Annotated in this window: 17 protein-coding genes; 10 read left to right on the top strand and 7 right to left on the bottom strand. The window is 70.4% G+C overall.

Annotation, left to right across the window (positions count from 1 at the left end; genetic code table 11):
- Positions 1-884, bottom strand: an 884-nt coding sequence (locus tag KHC27_RS03910) for a tetratricopeptide repeat protein (protein WP_213335295.1), incomplete at its 3' end; no start/stop codon positions are given.
- A 260-nt stretch (positions 885-1,144) separates the two neighbouring features.
- On the opposite strand from KHC27_RS03910, the gene KHC27_RS03905 reads away from it, so the two are divergent.
- From KHC27_RS03905 to KHC27_RS03890, 4 genes are all read left to right on the top strand, one after another.
- Positions 1,145-3,466, top strand: a complete 2,322-nt coding sequence (locus KHC27_RS03905) for a TonB-dependent receptor (RefSeq protein ID WP_246518839.1) — start codon at positions 1,145-1,147, stop codon at positions 3,464-3,466.
- Between the two features lie 175 nt (positions 3,467-3,641).
- Positions 3,642-4,325 carry a Fe2+-dependent dioxygenase gene (locus tag KHC27_RS03900; protein ID WP_213335292.1) on the top strand — a complete coding sequence of 228 codons (684 nt, stop codon included), beginning with the start codon at positions 3,642-3,644 and terminating at the stop codon, positions 4,323-4,325.
- Positions 4,326-4,460: 135 nt separating this feature from the next.
- On the top strand, positions 4,461-4,727 hold the full coding sequence (locus tag KHC27_RS03895; protein WP_213335289.1) for a SemiSWEET family sugar transporter: 267 nt from the start codon (positions 4,461-4,463) through the stop codon (positions 4,725-4,727).
- Positions 4,728-4,797: 70 nt separating this feature from the next.
- Positions 4,798-5,151 (top strand): DMT family protein, encoded by a 354-nt coding sequence (locus KHC27_RS03890; RefSeq protein ID WP_213335287.1) that lies wholly within the window; start codon positions 4,798-4,800, stop codon positions 5,149-5,151.
- A gap of 24 nt (positions 5,152-5,175) precedes the next feature.
- On the opposite strand, the gene KHC27_RS03885 is transcribed toward KHC27_RS03890, so the two are convergent.
- The 3 genes from KHC27_RS03885 to KHC27_RS03875 all read right to left on the bottom strand — a co-directional run bounded on the left by KHC27_RS03885 (position 5,176) and on the right by KHC27_RS03875 (position 7,734).
- A complete protein-coding gene (locus KHC27_RS03885) occupies positions 5,176-6,357 on the bottom strand; it encodes a PQQ-dependent sugar dehydrogenase (protein ID WP_425514856.1) in 1,182 nt (393 codons plus the stop codon).
- A gap of 205 nt (positions 6,358-6,562) precedes the next feature.
- A complete protein-coding gene (locus tag KHC27_RS03880) occupies positions 6,563-6,877 on the bottom strand; it encodes a hypothetical protein (RefSeq protein WP_213335285.1) in 315 nt (104 codons plus the stop codon).
- A gap of 218 nt (positions 6,878-7,095) precedes the next feature.
- Positions 7,096-7,734, bottom strand: a complete 639-nt coding sequence (locus tag KHC27_RS03875; protein ID WP_213335283.1) for a glutathione S-transferase family protein — start codon at positions 7,732-7,734, stop codon at positions 7,096-7,098.
- 145 nt (positions 7,735-7,879) lie between these two features.
- On the opposite strand from KHC27_RS03875, the gene KHC27_RS03870 reads away from it, so the two are divergent.
- The 4 genes from KHC27_RS03870 to msrP all read left to right on the top strand — a co-directional run bounded on the left by KHC27_RS03870 (position 7,880) and on the right by msrP (position 13,199).
- Positions 7,880-9,082: a pyridoxal phosphate-dependent aminotransferase gene (locus KHC27_RS03870; RefSeq protein WP_213335281.1), complete on the top strand. Its 1,203-nt coding sequence runs from the start codon at positions 7,880-7,882 to the stop codon at positions 9,080-9,082.
- 111 nt (positions 9,083-9,193) lie between these two features.
- Positions 9,194-9,679 (top strand): DUF992 domain-containing protein, encoded by a 486-nt coding sequence (locus KHC27_RS03865; protein WP_213335279.1) that lies wholly within the window; start codon positions 9,194-9,196, stop codon positions 9,677-9,679.
- Between the two features lie 271 nt (positions 9,680-9,950).
- Entirely contained in the window at positions 9,951-12,017 is a 2,067-nt protein-coding gene (locus tag KHC27_RS03860) for an elongation factor G (RefSeq protein ID WP_213335278.1), read from the top strand.
- Between the two features lie 180 nt (positions 12,018-12,197).
- Positions 12,198-13,199: a protein-methionine-sulfoxide reductase catalytic subunit MsrP gene (msrP, locus tag KHC27_RS03855; protein WP_213335276.1), complete on the top strand. Its 1,002-nt coding sequence runs from the start codon at positions 12,198-12,200 to the stop codon at positions 13,197-13,199.
- Positions 13,200-13,252: 53 nt separating this feature from the next.
- Here msrP and KHC27_RS03850 read toward each other — a convergent pair whose 3' ends face one another.
- Entirely contained in the window at positions 13,253-13,741 is a 489-nt protein-coding gene (locus KHC27_RS03850; RefSeq protein ID WP_213335273.1) for a hypothetical protein, read from the bottom strand.
- Positions 13,742-13,979: 238 nt separating this feature from the next.
- On the opposite strand from KHC27_RS03850, the gene KHC27_RS03845 reads away from it, so the two are divergent.
- Together KHC27_RS03845 and KHC27_RS03840 are read left to right on the top strand one after the other, a co-directional pair.
- On the top strand, positions 13,980-15,623 hold the full coding sequence (locus KHC27_RS03845) for a cation:proton antiporter domain-containing protein (RefSeq protein WP_213335270.1): 1,644 nt from the start codon (positions 13,980-13,982) through the stop codon (positions 15,621-15,623).
- A 397-nt stretch (positions 15,624-16,020) separates the two neighbouring features.
- The gene (locus KHC27_RS03840) at positions 16,021-16,524 is read left to right on the top strand and encodes a DUF2380 domain-containing protein (protein WP_246518837.1); all 504 of its coding nucleotides are present in this window, start codon (positions 16,021-16,023) and stop codon (positions 16,522-16,524) included.
- An 18-nt stretch (positions 16,525-16,542) separates the two neighbouring features.
- Here KHC27_RS03840 and KHC27_RS03835 read toward each other — a convergent pair whose 3' ends face one another.
- Together KHC27_RS03835 and trxB are read right to left on the bottom strand one after the other, a co-directional pair.
- On the bottom strand, positions 16,543-17,436 hold the full coding sequence (locus KHC27_RS03835; RefSeq protein ID WP_213335301.1) for a LysR family transcriptional regulator: 894 nt from the start codon (positions 17,434-17,436) through the stop codon (positions 16,543-16,545).
- Positions 17,437-17,482: 46 nt separating this feature from the next.
- Positions 17,483-18,457, bottom strand: coding sequence for a thioredoxin-disulfide reductase (gene trxB / locus KHC27_RS03830; protein ID WP_213335267.1), 975 nt, complete (start codon positions 18,455-18,457; stop codon positions 17,483-17,485).
- Between the last annotated feature and the right edge of the window lie 63 nt (positions 18,458-18,520).

The raw sequence follows: 18,520 nt of genomic DNA, 5'->3' as shown, positions 1-18,520 counted from the left end.
GTCGGCGCGGGCGGGGCCGCCTCCAGCGCGTTCGCCCGGGCGAGCAGCGGCCGGGCTTCGGCCGCCTCCGCCGGGCCTCCGAGCCCCGCCGCCAGCGCGGCGGCATAGGCCCGCAGATCCGCCGGCTCGCCGCTGGCGCAGGCCCGCTCCAGCGCCCGCCGGGCGATCGCCGCGAAGGCCGGCACCCCGCTCTCGCGCAGCCCGGCCCCGGCCTGCCGGCAGAAGGCCGGAAAGCCCCCTTCCACCGCGCGGGCGAACCACAGCGCGGCGGCCTCGTGCGCGCCCTGCGCCGCCAGCAGCCGGCCGAGGTCGAACTGCCCGCGGAAATCCCCGCCCAGCGCGGCCCGGTGGTACCAGCGCAGCGCCGCGGCGGGGCGCACCCGGCCTTCCCAGCCCTGTTCAGCGTAGCGGCCGAGCAGCGTCATCGCCTTGGCGTGGCCCTGCCCGGCGGCGCGCAGCAGCCAGCCCAGCGCGGCGCGGCGGTCCGGCGCCACGCCGTCGCCTTCCAGCAGCAGCCGGCCGAGATTGAACTGCGCCCAGACGTGGCCGCGCGCCGCGGCGCGGGCGAAGTGGCGCGCCGCTTCCGCCTTGTCCACCGCCACGCCCCAGCCGAGCTCATGGGCCCGGCCCACCAGGGTGATGGCGTCGAGATCGCCGGTCTCCGCCGCGATGCGGAACCAGCGCAGCCCCGCCGCCGGGTCGCGCGGCACGCCGGTGCCGTCCACCAGCATCTGCCCCCAAGCGATCTGCGCGCCGACGAGGCCGTTCAGCGCCCCGGCCTCGACCCAGCGCGCCGCCGCCTCCGGCCCGGCGGCGAGACGGTCGGTCAGCCCCTCGGGCCCGAGCCGCTTCAGCGCGGGATAGGTGATCCAGCCTTCGTTCATCGTGCACCGCTTGAAAGTGACGGCATGTTGCGTAGCGGCAACAGCGCCGTTTCCCCGCCATTGCGCCGATGTCTTAATGTCGCCAGCCCCCATGGAACAAGACTTTTTCATGAAGTCTCATTTTGTAATAACTAAAAACTGTGTCATTTCAGGAGTGGTTACCAGTTTTATTGGAATACATAAAAAACATAGCATTTGATTGCCTTTAACGCTGCGTCCTATGCAGGGCCCACAACGCCAGACACGTGGGGCTCGGGGTAATGAAGAAGTTGAAGACTTTGCGGCCGACGGCATCGAACACGGCGCTCACCGGACTTGCCGTCACCATGTCGGCGCTGCCGCTGTTCGATGCGTCGGCGCAGCAGGCCGCCACGGCGACGGCTGCCGGCACCGAGGAACTGCCGACCGTCACCGTGGAGGGGGAGGGCGTTCCCGCCAACACGCTGGAAGCGACCACCGGCCTCTCGCGGCTGCCCGGCACCATCCTGGACACGCCGCAGACCATTCAGGTCATCTCGCAGGAGCAGATGCAGCAGCAGGGCGTCACCACGCTGGACCAGGCGCTGCGCAACGTGCCGGGCGTCACCGTCGGCATCGGCGAGGGCGGCGGCGGCATGAATGGCGACCAGTTCCGCATCCGCGGCTTCCAGGCCAAGGGCGATATCTACATCAACGGCCTGCGCGATTTCGGCGTCTATGTCCGCGACAGCTTCGCCTATGAGAGCGTCGAGGTGCTGAAGGGGCCGTCCTCCGAGAGCTTCGGCCTCGGCACCACCGGCGGCGTCATCAACAGCCAGCTCAAGCAGGCCCATCTCGGCGACGTCTACGATTTCGAGGGCCAGTTCGGCTCCGGCCCGCTCTATCGCGGCGTCATCGACCTCAACAAGCAGCTCAGCGCGACCTCGGCATTCCGGCTGGTGGCGATGGTGAACGAGCAGGACGTGGTCGACCGCGACCATGTCGAGAACAACCGCTACGGCCTCATGGGCTCGCTCGGCTTCGGCCTCGGCACCGACCAGACGCTGTACTTCAACTATCTCTACCAGCACGGCGACCGCACGCCGGACTACGGCGTGCCGATCGTCACCCCCGGCTACAGCGATGTCGCCAATTACGGCTCGCTCGGCAAGCCGGTGACGGAATGGGGCGTGCCCGGCTCGACGTTCTACGGCAAGGTCACGGACAAGGACATCACCGACGCCAACATGTTCACCGCCAACTACAAGCGCGAGGTGAACGACTGGCTGACCGTGACCAATGACAGCCGCGTCGCCTACTACACCCGCGAATTCTCCGCCTCGGTGCCGGGCTGCGGCACCAGCACCACCAGCGCGGCGGCCTATAACGCGAGCTGCACCGGCCAGTTCTTCGACGGGCTCGACCCCGCCATCGCCTTCGGCGGCGGCAATCCCGGCTTCGACCAGGAGACCTGGGCGGCGCAGAACATCACCACCCTCGTCGCCAAGTTCCAGACCGGCGCGCTGCGCCACGAGCTGGTCGGCGGCCTCGACATGTATTTCGTCGACGACGAGCGCACGCTGATCTCGGTGAACGGCTCCAAGGGCACCTCGACCATCTGGAACCCGGTCTACGCCAACACCACGGGCTATTCGCTCTACAGCAACCCGAACGGCAACAACGGCATCCGCGATTCCTCCACCACCGATGTCGGCCTGTTCGTCAGCGACCGGGTGTGGTTCACCGACGAGATTTCCTTCCTCGCCGGCACCCGCTACGACAACTACTCCACCGACTACAGCTACTGGTGCGTGAACACGGCGGGGACCTGCGCCGGCAGCTCCGGCACCTGGGTCGACGCCGACGCCAACACCCAGTTCTGGAGTCCGAAATTCGCGCTGATCTGGGAGCCGACCGCGTTCCAGACCTATTACGTCTCCTACGCCAAGTCCTTCACCCCGCAGGGCGCCTATCCCTCCAACGACGTCACCGTCGTCAGCCCGACCCAGAACAATCTGGAGCCGGAAGACAACGACACCTGGGAAATCGGCGGCAAGATCTCGCTGTTCGGCGGCCGGCTCGGCCTCACCGGCGCGCTGTTCCGGGTCGAGAAGAGCAATGTGTTCTACACCGACCCCGTCACCGGCGACTCGGTGGAGACCGGCGAGACCCAGCGCGTCGAGGGCGTCGAGCTCGGTGTCACCGGCATGATCACCGACGCCTGGAGCGTGCAGGCGGGCTACGCCTATTATAGCAGCGAAATCCTGACCTCGACCACCGCCAGCTATGTCGGCAATGACGTGCCCTTCGTCTCGCCGAACAACTTCACGCTGTGGACCACCTACGAGCTGAGCAAGGACGTGTTCAAGCAGCTTCCCGGCAAGCTGCTGGTCGGCGCCGGCATCACCTATGCCGACGACTACTACACCAACAGCGCCAATTCCGCGGTCATCCCGGAGACCTTCTCGCTGGACGCGATGCTCTCCTATGCCTGGGACAAGTACCGGGTGGCGCTCAACGGCTACAACCTGACCGACCACCTCAACTACGCCCAGGGCTGGGGCAACCGCGCCGTGCCGGCCTCCGGCCGCGCCTTCACGGTGACGCTCGGCGCCACCTTCTGACCGCTTCACGACCGTCCGTCATGGGACGCACTCCGGGGAAAGCCGCTCGCGGCTTTCCCCTCCTTTTTAGCCCGCCCCCGGCGGGAGAGCCTTTTGACCCGCCTCCGGCGGGAAAGCCGCTCGCGGCTTTGCCCCTTTGCCCCTCCTTTTCTGACCCGACCCGCCAGGAGCCGCCATGCTCATCGCCATTCCCGACCTGCTCTCCCCCGCCGAGGTCGCCCATTGCCGGCGCGTGCTGGAGGGCTCGCGCTGGGTGGACGGGCGCGTCACCGCCGGGGCGCAGGCGGCGCGGGCCAAGCTCAACCTGCAGATTCCCACCGACTCCGCCGAGGCGGCGGAGCTGGGCGATCTCGTGCTGCAGGCGCTGGGACGCAACCCCACCTTCACCTCGGCGGCGATGCCGCTGCGGGTGCTGCCGCCGATGTTCAACCGCTACGATGTCGGCATGACCTTCGGCGCCCATGTCGACGGCGCCATCCGCTCCATTCCCGGCAGCGGGGCGCGGCTGCGGGCGGACGTTTCCACCACCGTCTTCCTCACCGATCCCGAGGACTATGACGGCGGCGAGCTGGTGATCGAGGACACGTTCGGCACCCAGGAGGTGAAGCTGCCGGCGGGGCACGCGGTGGTCTATCCCGCCTCCAGCCTGCACAGCGTCAATGCCGTGACCCGCGGCAGCCGCTGGGCGTCGTTCTTCTGGACCCAGTCGATGATCCGCTCGGACGAGCGGCGCACGCTGCTCTACGACCTCGACATGGCGATCATCGCGGCGCGCTCGCGGCTGCCGGACGAGGACCCGGCGGTGCTGTCGCTGGCGAATGTCTATCACAATCTGCTGCGGCACTGGGCGGAGATGTGAGGAAGCCGCGCCGGCCGGCGGATTGACAGCGGGGAGGCCGCGTGGGAGGCCTCGGCAGCGCGCCACGCGCCGGCGTGCCGAGCGCCGATCCCCTGCGGAGCCAGCCTCCGCCAAGCCCCTTGCCGAGACCACGCCATGGCCGGGACGAGCCTTTCCACCGAACTGATCGGCGCCGCCGCCGCCGTGCTCACCACGCTGTGCTGGCTGCCGCAGGCGCTGAAGGTGCTGCGCAGCCGCGAGACCCGCGACCTCTCCCTCGTCGCCTATCTCGCCTTCGCCGCCGGCGTCGGGCTGTGGCTTGTCTATGGGCTGCTGATCGGCTCGCTGCCGGTCATCCTCGCCAATGCCGTCACCTTCGTGCTGCTGCTCGGCATCCTGTCGCTGAAGCTGCGCTACGGCTGATCGCCTCGCGCACGCCGAACGTATACGAACGAACCGCCTCTCCCCCGCTTCCACCCGCCCCGGAGTTCCGATGCCCGGCTTCATCCCCCCGGCGCTGGCGCCGATCCTGCTGCTGGTCGCCTCCAACGTGTTCATGACCTTCGCGTGGTACGGCCACCTCAAGCACAAGGGCGCGGCGCTCTATGTCGTGGTTCTGGTGAGCTGGGGCATCGCCTTCTTCGAGTACTGCCTCGCCGTGCCGGCGAACCGGATGGGCTCGGAGGTCTATTCCACCGCCCAGCTCAAGACCATGCAGGAGGTCATCACCCTGCTGGTCTTCGCCGGCTTCTCCGTGCTGTGGCTGAAGGAGCCGATCGGCTGGAACCACCTGGTCGGCTTCGCCTTCATCAGCGCCGGGGCGTTCTTCATCTTCCACCGGTTCTGAGCGCCGGCGGCAGGGGCGGCCGGCTCAGCCCTGCGGGGCGAGCCGCAGCAGCCGGCCATTGCCGGGGTCGTCGGTCAGCAGCCAGAGCGCGCCGTCCGCGCCCTGCGCCACGTCGCGGATGCGCTCGCCGAGGTCGGCCAGCAGGTCCTCCTGCTGCACCACCGCGCTCTTGTCGGCGTTGAGCCGCAGCCGCACCAGCTTCGCCCCCGCCAGCGCGCCGACGAACAGGTCGCCCTTCCACGCCGGCAGCAGGTCGCCGGTGTAGAAGGTGAGGCCGGAGGGCGCGATGGAGGGGTCCCAATAGGTCACCGGCTGCTCCATGCCGTCTTTCCGCGTGCCCTCGCCGATGGGCGCGCCGGAATAGTCGCGGCCATAGGTGATGACCGGCCAGCCATAGTTACGGCCGGCCTGCGGGTGGTTCAGCTCGTCGCCGCCGCGCGCGCCGTGCTCCACGGTCCAGAGCTGGCCGGTGGCGGGGTCGAGCGCGGCGCCCTGCGGGTTGCGGTGGCCGTAGCTCCAGATCTCCGGGCGGGCATTGGGGGTGCGGGCGAAGGGGTTGTCGGCCGGCACCTCGCCGTCGGCGGCGATGCGCACCACCTTGCCGAGATGGGTGGAGAGGTCCTGCGCCCGGTCGCGCTGGGAGTAGCGGTCGCCCAGCGTGACGAACAGCGTGCCGTCGCGGGCGAAGACGAGGCGGGAGCCGTAATGGCTCGACCCGCCCACCGCCGGCTGCTGCCGGAAGATCACCTGCACGTCCTCCAGCCGGGCGGCGCCGCCGCTCTCCACCAGCCGGCCGCGGGCGACGCTGGTGCCGGAGGCGCCCTCGCGCGGCTCGGCATAGGAGAGGTAGACGAGGCGGCTGTCGGCGAAATCGGGCGCCAGCGCCACGTCGAGCAGCCCGCCCTGTCCCGAGGCGAAGACCGGCGGCACCCCGGCCACGGGGGCGGAGACCGTGCCGTTGGGCGAGACGATGCGCAGCCGGCCCACCCGCTCGGTCACCAGCAGGCGGCCGTCGGGCAGGAAGGCGAGGCCCCACGGGCTGTCGAGCCCGGCGGCGACGGTTTCCACCGCGAGCGGGCCGGCGGAAGAGGGCTCGGGGTGCGCCGCCTCCTGCGCGCGGGCCGCCGGCAGGCCGGCGGGCAGCGCCAGCAGGGCGGCGAGCAGCACGGCGCGCAGGCGCGGGCGGGAGATCGGCGTCGGGGTCACGGGGCGGCTCCGGCAGGTGTCGGACCCCAGCCATAAAGCACGGCATCGCGGCCGATCCCACCGCCGGGGCCGTGGAAGGCCATGAAAAGCGCGTGAGACGCTGCGTCAGGTCGCGGTGCAGGAAGGTGGAAGCCCTCGGCGCGGGGCGAGGGGGCGGGCGTCGCGGCGCCGCCGGCGTCGCACGGGCCGGGGAGGGCGCGCCGCTTCAGCCCTGCCGGGTGCCGCGACGCGCCGACCGGGCCAGCGCGGCGCGGCTGGAGGTGTTGCGCAGCATGAAGGTGGTGAGCACGCACATGCCGGCGAAGACCGAGAGCAGGGCGGCGCCCACCGTCACCCGGCCGGCCACGGCGACGGTGCCGTGAAGCTCGCTGGCGCCAGCGCCGTCCAGCCCGAAGGCGCAGATCACCGCGACGATGGCGAAGGTGAGGGAGAGCACGACGCCCGCTTCCATCACCGCGTGGCGCAGCCGCCCGCGGGTGTTGCGGGGGGCTTCGAGAGGGCTGACGCTGACCTCGTTCATGGCGGCCTCCGGCTCGCTCGACCTGAATCGGTCGGTTTCCGATACCGTCAGGTTCCGTGGGGAACGGGGCCGCCACAGGCCGCGACTGCGGCCGGACGCTGCGATTTCAAGGCAATTTTGCGGCAGGCGTCGAATGTTCGTGAACGATGTCAAGAGGTTAACACTTCGTTAACACGGCGGGGCCCCGGGCGGGCGCCGCGCGCCTTCCGCAGCGGCCCTCACGCCGGCAGCAGGGCGCCCGGTCCGGCGGGGCGCCAGTCCATGCCGACATGGTCGGGCGCCGAGGCGACCCGGGCGAGCCAGTCGCTCACCGCCGGAAAGGCGCCGACATCCAGTTCGGCATCGGCGGCGACATGGGTGTTGGCGAAGAGCGCGATATCCGCCACGGTCAGCCGGTCGCCGACGAAGTAGCGCCGCCGGGTGAGGTGCCGCTCCATCACCCCGAGCGCGGCATAGCCTTCCTCCTGCCAGCGGTCGATGTCGTGGGTGCGCAGCTCGCGCCCGCCCCGCATCAGGGTGAGCCAGAACCGCGCCGCCCCGATCGCCGGCTCGTGGCTGTGCTGCTCGAAGAACATCCAGCGCAGCGCCTCGGCGCGGTCCAGCCGGTCGGCCGGCAGGTACTCGGTGCCCTCGGCGAGATAGACGAGTATGGCGTTCGACTCCGCGAGGTGGCGCCCGCCGGGCAGTTCCAGCAGCGGCACCCGCCCCTCCGGGTTCTTCATCAGGAAGTCCGGCGTGCGGTTCTCGCCCCGGAACAGGTCGACCTCGACATGCTCGAACGGCAGGGCGAGCTTGGCCAGCAGCAGCCGGACCTTGTAGCAATTGCCCGAACTCTGGGTCGCGTAGAGCCTGAACACGCCGATTTCCCGTCCCCGCCGCCCGATCCGCCGGCGCGACACCATAATGCAGCCCCCCGCTGGCGGCGAGGTGGGGAATCGCTTGCTCCCGCGCAAGGGCTCGACTAGTTGTCGCGCGCAAAACCCACGCCAAGGGAGTCCGGCCATGAGCCTGCTGTCCGCCGCCATGAAGCGCATCCAGCCTTCGGCCACGATCGCCATTTCCAACAAGGCGCGTGAACTGAAAGCGGCGGGCCGCGACGTGATCGCGATGGCCGCCGGCGAACCCGACTTCGAGACCCCGGACAACATCAAGGACGCCGCCGTCAAGGCGATCCGCGATGGCCAGACCCGCTACACCGCGGTGGACGGCATCCCGGAGCTGAAGGCGGCCATCGTCGCCAAGTTCAAGCGCGAGAACGGCCTCACCTACAAGCCGAGCCAGATCACGGTCGGCACCGGCGGCAAGCAGGTGCTGTTCAACGCGCTGCTCGCGACGGTGGATGCCGGCGACGAGGTCATCATCCCCGCGCCGTACTGGGTCAGCTATCCCGACATCGTGCAGTTCGCCGGCGGCACCCCGGTGCCGGTGGAGACCCGGCTCGAGGACGACTTCAAGCTGAAGCCGGAGGCGCTGGAAGCCGCCATCACGCCGAAGACCAAGTGGCTGATCTTCAACTCGCCGTCGAACCCGACGGGCGCGGCCTATTCCCGCGACGAGATGAAGGCGCTCACCGACGTGCTGGTGCGCCATCCCCACGTCTGGATCCTCACCGACGACATGTACGAGCATCTCGTCTATGACGATTTCGAGTTCGTGACCCCGGCCCAGGTCGAGCCGTCGCTCTATGAGCGCACCCTCACCATGAACGGCGTCTCCAAGGCCTACTGCATGACCGGCTGGCGCATCGGCTATGCCGGCGGGCCGGAGGCGCTGATCAAGGCGATGGGCACGCTGCAGTCGCAGTCGACCTCCAACCCCAACTCCATCGCCCAGTGGGCGGCGGTCGAGGCGCTGAACGGCCCGCAGGACTTCATCGCCGCCAACAACAAGATCTTCAAGGAGCGGCGCGACCTCGCCGTCTCCATGCTGAACCAGGCCTCCGGCATCACCTGCCCGAAGCCGGAAGGCGCGTTCTATGTCTATCCCTCCTGCGCCGGTGTCATCGGCAAGTCGACGGCCGCGGGCAGGGTGATCGAGAACGACGAGATCTTCGCGACCGAACTGCTCGAAGCCGAAGGCGTTGCCGTTGTCCACGGCGCGGCCTTCGGCCTTGGCCCGGCGTTCCGCATTTCCTACGCGACCGCCACCAAGGACGTCGAGGAAGCCTGCCTGCGCATCCAGCGTTTCTGCGGTTCGCTGCGCTGAGTTTGATCTGCGTCCTTGACCGGCCGGTGGTCCGGTCGGTCAATGGCGCGCCCATCGATTGACAGCCGCGCCGCCGGCGCGGCCGTTCTGCACGACCCTCAGGAGAACATGATGTTCCGTCCGACCCTGCTTCGCGCCGCCCTTGTCGCCGGCCTCGCCGCCGGCGCGCTGGCGACCCCCGCCGCCGCCCAGACCAAGTCCAACGTCGCCGCCGGCACGCTGACCTGCGTCGGCTCCAAGTCGGTGAGCTTCATCATCGGCTCCAGGCGCACGCTGGACTGCACCTTCGTCAACACCCGCGGCGTGCACTACGCCTATGAGGGCACCATCAGCCGCTGGGGCATCGATCTCGGCGTGACCGGCAAGAACATGCTGGTGTGGAGCGTTCTCGCCCCCACCCGCTCGGTCGGCCCCAAGGACATCACCGGCACCTATGTCGGCGTTGCCGGCGCCGTGGCGGTGGGCGTGGGCGTGCAGGGCAACGCGCTGCTCGGCGGCTCGAAGAACACCATCGCGCTGCAGCCCTTCTCCGGCGGCGGCCAGACCGGCGTGAACCTCGCCGTGGGCGTGGGCGACCTGCACCTGCGCGCGCTCTGAGGCCATCCCGGCGTCGCCGGGGCGTCTTCTGAGGCTTCCGGGGCGACCCGGCATCCATTGATCTCCGGCGGCCCCGCAGCCCGCGCTGCGGGGCCGTTCGCGTCTGCACCCCTGCTGCTGCACCGCACGACAGCCGCCTTGTGCCCGCCGCCGGATCGGCGGACCATGGGCCTCCTCAAGGGTCGACGCCGATCCCGTCCTGCGCCGGCCGAACGTGCGCGGCACCGGCCTCCTGCCGAGGGCGGGGGCGATGCCCGGCAAGGAGGACACCATGGACCATCGTGCATCCCCGCATGAGGCCGCCCCGTCGCGGGCGCGACCGAGGGCCGGCGGCGCGCGCGCCATCGCGCTGGTCGGCCCGTTCCAGAGCGGCAAGTCCACCCTGTTCGAGGCGATCATGGCCCATACCGGGGCGATCGCCCGGCCGGGCAGCGTGGAGGCCGGCACCAGCCTCGCCGACGCCTCGCCCGAGGCCCGCGCCCACCATATGAGCCTCGATCTCACCGTGGCGACGACGCGCTATCTCGGCGACAGCTACGGCTTCATCGACTGCCCCGGCTCGGTCGAGTTCGCCCAGGAGGCGCGGGGCGCGCTGGAGGCCGCCGACCTCGCCGTGGTGGTGTGTGAGGCCGACCCCCGCAAGCTGCCGCAGCTTCAGCTCATCCTGCGCGATCTGGAGGCGCGGGGGCTGCCGCACCTGCTGTTCCTCAACAAGATCGACAAGGCGGAGGGCGACCTCCACGCCGCGCTCGGCCTGCTGCAGCGGGCCTCCACGGTGCCGCTGCTGCTGCGGCAGATCCCGATCTGGCGGGACGGCATCGCGGTCGGCTTCGTCGATCTCGCGCTGGAGCGGGCCTATGTCTACCGCGAGCACGCCGCCTCGCAGGTGGTGCCGCTGGAAGGCGACCTGCTGCCGCTGGAGCGCAAGGCGCGCTTCTCCCTGCTGGAGAAGCTGGCCGACCATGACGACGCGCTGCTGGAACAGCTTCTCGACGACATCGAGCCGCCGCGCGACCTCGTCTTCGATGACCTCGCCGAGGAGCTGCGCCAGGGCGCCGCCTGCCCGGTGCTGATCGGCTCGGCCGCGCATGGCCATGGCGTCGGCCGCCTGCTCAAGGCGCTGCGCCATGAGGCGCCGGACGTCGCCGCCACCCGCGCCCGGCTCGGGGTGCCGGCGGACGCGCCGCTCGCCTGCGTGGTCAAGACCCTGCACACCACCCATGGCGGCAAGGTCTCGCTCGCCCGGGTGCTGGCCGGCGAGATTGCCGAGGGCGCCCCGCTGATCGGCGGGCAGGGCGTGGCCGACCGGGTGGCCGGCGTGCTGGAGCCCGGCTGCGGCGGGCTGGAGAAGCGTCGGGTCGCGGTGGCCGGCGACCTCGTCGCGCTGACGCGGCTGGAGCACGCCGCCACCGGCGACTTCATCGCCCCGCGCCCGACGCCGCGCCCGGCCGCGCCGCCGCCGGCCCCGGTGCTGGCGCTGTGCCTCGCCGCCCACGAGCGCAAGGACGACGTGAAGCTCGGCCTCGCCCTTGCCCGGCTGGCCGAGGAGGACCCCTCGCTGGTGGTGGAGCACGATGCCGAGCGGGGCGAGATCCGGCTCGCCGGGCAGGGCGAGATGCATCTGCGGGTGGCGGTGGAGCGGCTCGCCGCCCGCTTCGGCGTGACGGTGGCGACGCGCCCGCCGCGCGTCGGCTATTGCGAGACCATCCGCCGGCCGGTGACCCGGCGCGGCCGCCACAAGAAGCAGTCCGGCGGCCATGGCCAGTTCGGCGATGTGGTGCTGGAGATCAGCCCGCTGCCGCGCGGCGCCGGGGTGCGCTTCGTCGATGCCAGCACCGGCGGCGTGGTGCCCCGGCAATATGTCGGCGCGGTGGAGGAGGGCGCGCGCGAGGCGCTGCGGCAGGGCGCGCTCGGCTTTCCCGTGGTGGATGTCGAGGTGAAGCTGCTGGACGGCTCGCATCACAGCGTCGATTCCTCCGATCAGGCCTTCCGCGCAGCCGCCCGGCTCGCCATCGCCGAGGCGCTGCCGGAGGCGGCGCCGGTGCTGCTGGAGCCGGTGCACGAGGTGGTCGTCAGCGTGCCCGGCGAGGCGGCGGCGCGGGTGAACGCGCTCATCGCCGCCCGGCGCGGCCAGATGCTCGGCTTCGAGCCGCGCCCCGGCTGGGACGGCTGGGAGACGCTGCGCGCCCTGCTGCCGGAGGCGGAGATCGGCGACCTCATCGTCGAGCTGCGCTCGGCGAGCGCGGGGGTGGGCAGCTTCGTGCGCCGGTTCGACCACCTGCAGGAGCTCGCCGGCCGCGAGGCCGAGAGCGTGGTCGCCGCCGCCCGCGCCGCCTAGGCGCGGGGCAGGCCCGTGGCGGGCGGGGAACTGGCGCGAGCCATTCCCCGCGCCGTCGTCCGCCACGGCGCCGTTTTCTCCGCCACCCGGCTTTCCCGTGCGCACGCCGAGTTGATGCCGGCGTGGTAACAATCCGCCCGGCGGCTCCGTATTCTCGGCATCGACCCGAGGAGACCTGCCATGCTGATCCGCCGCCGTCCCCGCTGGCACCTGCCGGAGAGCGCCGCCACGCCGGAGAGCGTCTATTTTTCCCGCCGCCAGGCACTGGGTGCCGGCGTCGGGCTCGCCGCCGGCCTCGCCGGGCTCGGCGCGCTGCTCACCGGCACCGATCCCGCCGGCGCGCAGGCGGCGGGCGACCCCGCCGGCGACCCCACCCGCGACCTCTACCCCGCCCCGCGCAACCCCGCCTTCACGCTGGACCACCCGGTGACGCCGGAGGACATCTCCGCCAACTACAATAACTTCTACGAATTCGGCTCCGACCAGATGAACTATTCCGTCGCCCGCATCGCCGCGAAGATGCCGCGCCGGCCCTGGGTGGTGAAGATCGACGGGCTGGTGGAGCAGCCGCGCGAGGTCGGCATCGACGACATCATCCGCGCCATGAAGCTGGAGGAGCGGCTCTACCGCCACCGCTGCGTCGAGGCGTGGTCGATGGCGGTGCCGTGGACCGGCTTCCCGCTGAAGGACCTCGTCGCCTATGCCAAGCCGCTGTCGGGGGCGAAATATGTGCGGTTCGAGACTTTCGTGAACCCCAAAGTGGCGCCGGGGCAGAACCGCTTCGTCTATCCCTGGCCCTATGTCGACGGGGTGACGATGGCCGAGGCGACCAACGACCTCGCCTTCATGGTCACCGGTGTCTATGGCAAGCCGGCGCCGAACCAGTTCGGCGCGCCGCTGCGCCTCGCCCTGCCGTGGAAATACGGCTTCAAGTCGGTGAAGTCGATCGTGCGGATTTCCTTCGTCGCCGAGCGGCCGGTGGGGCTGTGGGAGCAGGTGCAGGGCCGCGAATACGGCTTCTGGGCCAATGTGAACCCGGCGGTGCCGCACCCGCGCTGGAGCCAGGCCAGCGAGCGCGACATCGGCACCGGCGAGCGCCGCCCCACCGTGATCTACAACGGCTACGCCGAGGAGGTCGCCGGCCTCTACAAGGACCTGAAGGGCGAGAGCCTCTTCATGTGAGGGCGCTCGCCGCGCGGCCATGACGCCGCGCCCGCCGGGGCCGGGCGACGCCGTCAGGCGGGGAACAGCGTCTCGAAGCGGGCCGGCGTCGCCACCAGCTCCGGCCCCCGTGGCGGCGCGTCCTTGCGCCAGCCGCCCTTGATGGACCTCAGCGCCGAGATGGGCGGCCGGTGTGCCACCGGCACCGGCTTGAGGCCCACCACGTGCCAGAACACGGCCCAATGGCCACTATTGTCCGCGGCATATTTCGCCGTGGTGGGCGGGCGGTGGGACATCCCGGCGGGATGCGCGCCGCCCTTCGCCAGCACGAAGCCGATGTAAAAGCCGGTCCAGCTCACGCGAAGGCGTTGGGCCTCCGGTACATCGTGGTCCGACGCATACATCAGGACCGGGACCGGCTCCTCGCCGCGCAAGCTCTCGATCCGGCTGAACAGCTCCCATTTCATCGAGCCAAAGGCGACGAAGCCGGTCGTCTCGGCAATCTTCTGCCCCGATTCCAGGTGCTCTGCCGCGAGCGGCGCGAGAATGGCGAAATCGAGCATGGCCGGTCTCTCTGAGCGCGACGGTCACATCATCGACGTCTCACGGTATTAAGCAACCGGTATCGGGTTTCGCCGCACCATGCCGGCGGGGCCCCGCGGCACGTTCGCGGCACCGGCCTCCCCCGGTGCCGCCGCCGCCGCATTGCATCTCGCTGCGGCAGGGGCCATTCTCCCGCCGCCGCGGGGGCTCTCCGGCGGTCTCCCCGAAATCGCGCGCAAGCGAGGAGAATCCCGCGCAATGCAGCACTCTGTGCCGCTGATCGCCACGATCTGCATCGGTTTCGTGCTGGCGGGGCTGTTCGGCTATGCGGCGACGCGGCTGCGGCTCTCCCCCATCGTCGGCTATCTCGTCGCCGGCCTCGCCGTGGGGCCGTATACCCCCGGCTTCGTCGCCGATGCCGGGCTGGCCCAGCAGCTTGCCGAGCTCGGGGTCATCCTGCTGATGTTCGGTGTGGGGCTGCACTTCACCCCGCGCGACCTGCTGCGGGTCTGGAGCATCGCGGTGCCCGGGGCGATCGCGCAGATCGCGGTGGCGACCGGGGCGGGGCTGGGGCTCGCGCTGCTGTGGGGCTGGAGCCTCGCCGCCGGGCTGGTGTTCGGCCTTTCCCTCTCGGTCGCCTCCACCGTGGTGCTGCTGCGGGCGCTGGAGGAGCGCCGCACGCTGGAAACCGAGAAGGGCCGCGTCGCGGTGGGCTGGCTGGTGGTGGAGGACCTCGCCATGGTCCTCGTGCTGGTGCTGATGCCGGTCTTCGCCGGGCTCGCCCGTGGCGAGGGCGCCGATCTCGAGCGGCTGTCGCTTTCCATCGGCACCACGCTGGGCGGGGTGGCGGCCTTTGTCGTCATCATGCTGGTGGTGGGGCGGCGGCTGATTCCGTGGATGCTGGCGCAGGTCGCCCGCACCGGCTCGCGCGAGCTGTTCACCCTCACCGTGCTCGCCATCGCGCTGGGCATCGCCTATGGCTCGGCGCTGCTGTTCGGGGTGTCCTTCGCGCTGGGCGCCTTCTTCGCCGGGCTGGTGCTGGCGGAGAGCGACCTCAGCCACCGCGCGGCGGAGGGCTCGCTGCCGCTGCGCGACGCCTTCGCCGTGCTGTTCTTCGTCTCGGTCGGCATGCTGTTCGACCCCGGCATCCTGCGCCACCCGCTGGAGATCGCCGGGGTGCTGCTGGTGATCCTCGTCATCAAGTCGCTGGCCGCGGTCGGGCTGGTGCGGCTGCTGGGCCGCGGGCGGGGGCTGGCCGGCGCCATCGCCGCGAGCCTGTCGCAGATCGGCGAGTTCTCCTTCATCCTGATCGGGCTGGGGGTGCAGCAGGGGCTGGTGCCGGCGGAGGGGCGCGACCTCGTGGTGGCGGGCGCGCTCATCTCGATCGCGCTGAACCCCTTCATGTTCGCCCTGTCGCGCCGGCTGTTCGGCGACCCCGCCGCGGAGGACGCCGAGCCGGCGGGCGGGGCGCTGCACGGGCCGCACCTGCCCCATGGCGACGGGCCGGTGCTGCTGATCGGGCTTGGCCGGGTCGGCGCCGGCATCGCCGCCCAGCTCCGCCAGGCCCGGCTGCCGCTGGTGACCATCGATCAGGACCGGCTGAAGGTGGAGGGCTGGCGGCGCGAGGGCGGGCGCGGCGTCGTCGCGGTCGGCAGTCCCGACGAGATCCTGGAGGAGGCCGGCATCGCCACCGCCCGCATGCTGCTGGTCACGGTGCCGAACGAGCTGGAGGCGGGGGCCTATGTCGCCGCCGCCCGCGAGCGCCGCCGCGACCTCTTCATCATGGCCCGGGCCCACAGCGACGACGGCACCGAGCATCTGCGGGCCGCCGGCGCCGACCTCGTGGTCTATGCCGAGCAGGAGGTGGCGAGCCGCATGGTGGAGAACATCCTCACCGGCTGACCGGCGGCCGTGAATGGACACATCATCCGCGTGAATGGACACATCGTCCACCTCACCGCACCGACCCGCCACGGCGCGGGACGGCGTTTTCCGGCCCGCACGGCAAGAAAAAACCGGGCCTCCTTGCGGGGCCCGGCTAAAGTTTTGCCGCGCGAGGCGGCAACCTTCCAGAGGGGAACAGCTGAAGCAGTCGCTGCAGCTCACGTCCTATATGCCTAGCGTCCGGGCAGAGTGCAACGCAGTGTGCCTGCATGGCAGGCATGCGTTTCCGTCGAGTCCCGGTGTTGTGCCGTAGCATGATGCTTCGTGAGGTAGTGCAACGTTCCGTTGCAGACCCCGCCCCGGCGGCGTAGCCTTCTCCTCAGGGCCCGGGAGAGGACCACGGAGGAACGCCACCATGATGCACCCCTGGGCTGCGGCAGGCGCCGCGCTTGTCACCCTCGCTCTCGCCGCCGCCCCCGCGCGGGCCGCGACAACGTCTATCGCCATAGCGGACCTCGGTTTTTCCGATTCGTCGGGGGAGGCCGCCGACCAGACCGCGCCTCACCGTGCCCGCCTGCAGGACTTCGCCGCGGCGCTGCGGCGGGACATCGGCACGCAGGGCGACCTTCATGTGCTGGCGCTGACCTGCGGCCAATCGACCTGCGCGGTCGATGCGCCCGGCGTCGCCGCGCTGCGTGAGCGGGCACGGGAGGAGGGGGCGGCGCTGGTGCTGGTCGCCGGTGTCCATAAAATGAGCACGCTGGTGCTGTCGCTGCGGGTCGGCGTGCTCGACGTGGCTACCGGCCGGCTGGTCGCCGAGCGCTGGCTCACCTTCCGTGGTGACACGGACGAGGGCTGGCGCCGCGCCGGGGACTATGTCGCGCGCGAGATCGTGGCCGCGATCGAGCCGGCGAAATAGCCGCAATCCATTGATATTTCAGAAATTCCAGCGCTGCGCCTTGGCCACGAGGAAGTCGCGGAACACCTGGATTCGCGCCACCGAGCGCATTTCCTGAGGGTAGACGAAATAGGCTTCCAGCGTCGGTGTCGGCCGCTCGGGGAAGAGCTGAACCAGCGTGGCGGAATCCTCCAGCAGGTAATCCGGCACGATGCCGATGCCGACGCCGCGCTCCACCGCGCGCTTGAGGCCGAGCACATTGTTGACGGAAAGAGCCGGCACACGGGCGCCCTGGGTGTCTTCCAGCCCGGCCCGCTCAAGCCAGTTAAGGGCCTGGAAATAGGAGGGAATCGGGCCGCCGAGCAGGATGATCCGGTGCTTTTCCAGCTCGTCCAGCGTGCGCGGGTGGCCGTTGCGCTTCAGATATTCCGCCGAGGCGAAGGCGTGGAAATGCACGGTGAAGAGCTTGCGCTGGATCAGGTCCGGCTGCACCGGCTGGCGCAGGCGGATGGCGACGTCCGCCTCCCGCATGGCGAGGTCCAGCTCCTCGTCCGTGAGAATCAGCGTGATGCGGATGTCGGGGTAAAGCTCGAGGAATTCGCCGATTCGCGCGGTGAGCCAATGGGTTCCGAGGCCCATGGTGGTGGTGACGCGCAATTCGCCGTTGGGCTTTTCGCGGCTGTCGGTCAGCTTCGCCCGCGCCGCCTCCAGCTTCATGAACACTTCGTGGGCGGTGCGGTACAGCAGGTCGCCCTGTTCGGTCAGGATCAGCCCGCGGGCATGGCGGTGGAACAGGGGAATGTTAAGTTCCTGTTCCAGCGCAGATACTTGCCGGCTCACCGCCGATTGCGAGAGCCCCAGAGCCTCGCCGGCATGGGTGAAGGACCCCGCCTCGGCCGCCACATGGAAGACCTTCAGCTTGTCCCAGTCCATGCCGCCTGCGCGGGACCTCGGCGAATCCATGTGTTCCTCGCGTTTGCTATTCGGCGGCCTGGGCAAGAGGTTCGCGCGCGGCGAGGAAGCGTTCCGCCTCCAGCGCCGCCATGCAGCCCATTCCCGCGGCGGTGATGGCCTGGCGGTAGATGTCGTCGGCGACATCGCCCGCCGCGAACACGCCCTCCACCGAGGTGGCGGTGGAGTGCGGTGCGGTCCAGACGTAACCGCTCGGCTTGAGCTGAAGCTGACCATGCACAAGCTCCGTCGCGGGAGCGTGGCCGATGGCGATGAAGACGCCGTCGACGTCGCGCTGGCTCAGCGCCCCGGTCTCGACGTTCTTCAGCACCACGCCCTTCACCTTGGGCGGCTCGTTCTCGCCAACGATCTCATGCAGCGCCGCGTTCCACACCACCTCCACCTTGGGGTGGCTGAACAGCCGCTCCTGCAGGATCCGCTCGGCCCGCAGATGGTCGCGCCGGTGCACCAGCGTGACCTTGGAGGCGAAATTGGTCAGGAACAGCGCCTCTTCCACCGCGGTGTTGCCGCCGCCGACCACCAGCACCTGCTTTCCGCGGTAGAAGAAGCCGTCGCAGGTCGCGCAGGCCGAGACACCGAAGCCGCGATAAGCCTGCTCGGAGGGCAGCTCCAGCCAGCGGGCCTGAGCGCCGGTGGCGAGAATCAGCGTCTCCGCCAGCCACACCGCCCCGGAGTCGGTCTCCAGCCGGAAGGGCCGCCGCGACAGGTCGGCCTTGGTCACGATGTCGGTGACGATCCGCGTGCCCATGTGCTCGGCCTGGGCCTGCATCTGCTCCATCAGCCACGGGCCCTGGATGGGGTCGGCGAAGCCGGGGTAGTTCTCGACGTCCGTGGTGATGGTGAGCTGCCCGCCGGGCTGGATGCCCTGGATCAGCACCGGCTCCAGCATCGCCCGGGCGGCATAGATCGCCGCGGTGTACCCGGCCGGGCCCGAGCCGATGATGAGGACCTTCACATGGGTGGGGACGCTGGGGCTGCTCATCGGGTGGCTCTTGGGTCTGCGCCGAACACGGCTGGGGTCGGGCGCTACACTTCACTTCCTGCA

The organism is Ancylobacter lacus (assembly GCF_018390635.1).
Taxonomy (GTDB): Bacteria; Pseudomonadota; Alphaproteobacteria; order Rhizobiales; family Xanthobacteraceae; genus Ancylobacter; species Ancylobacter lacus.
This window is presented reverse-complemented; position numbering and strand designations above follow the sequence as displayed.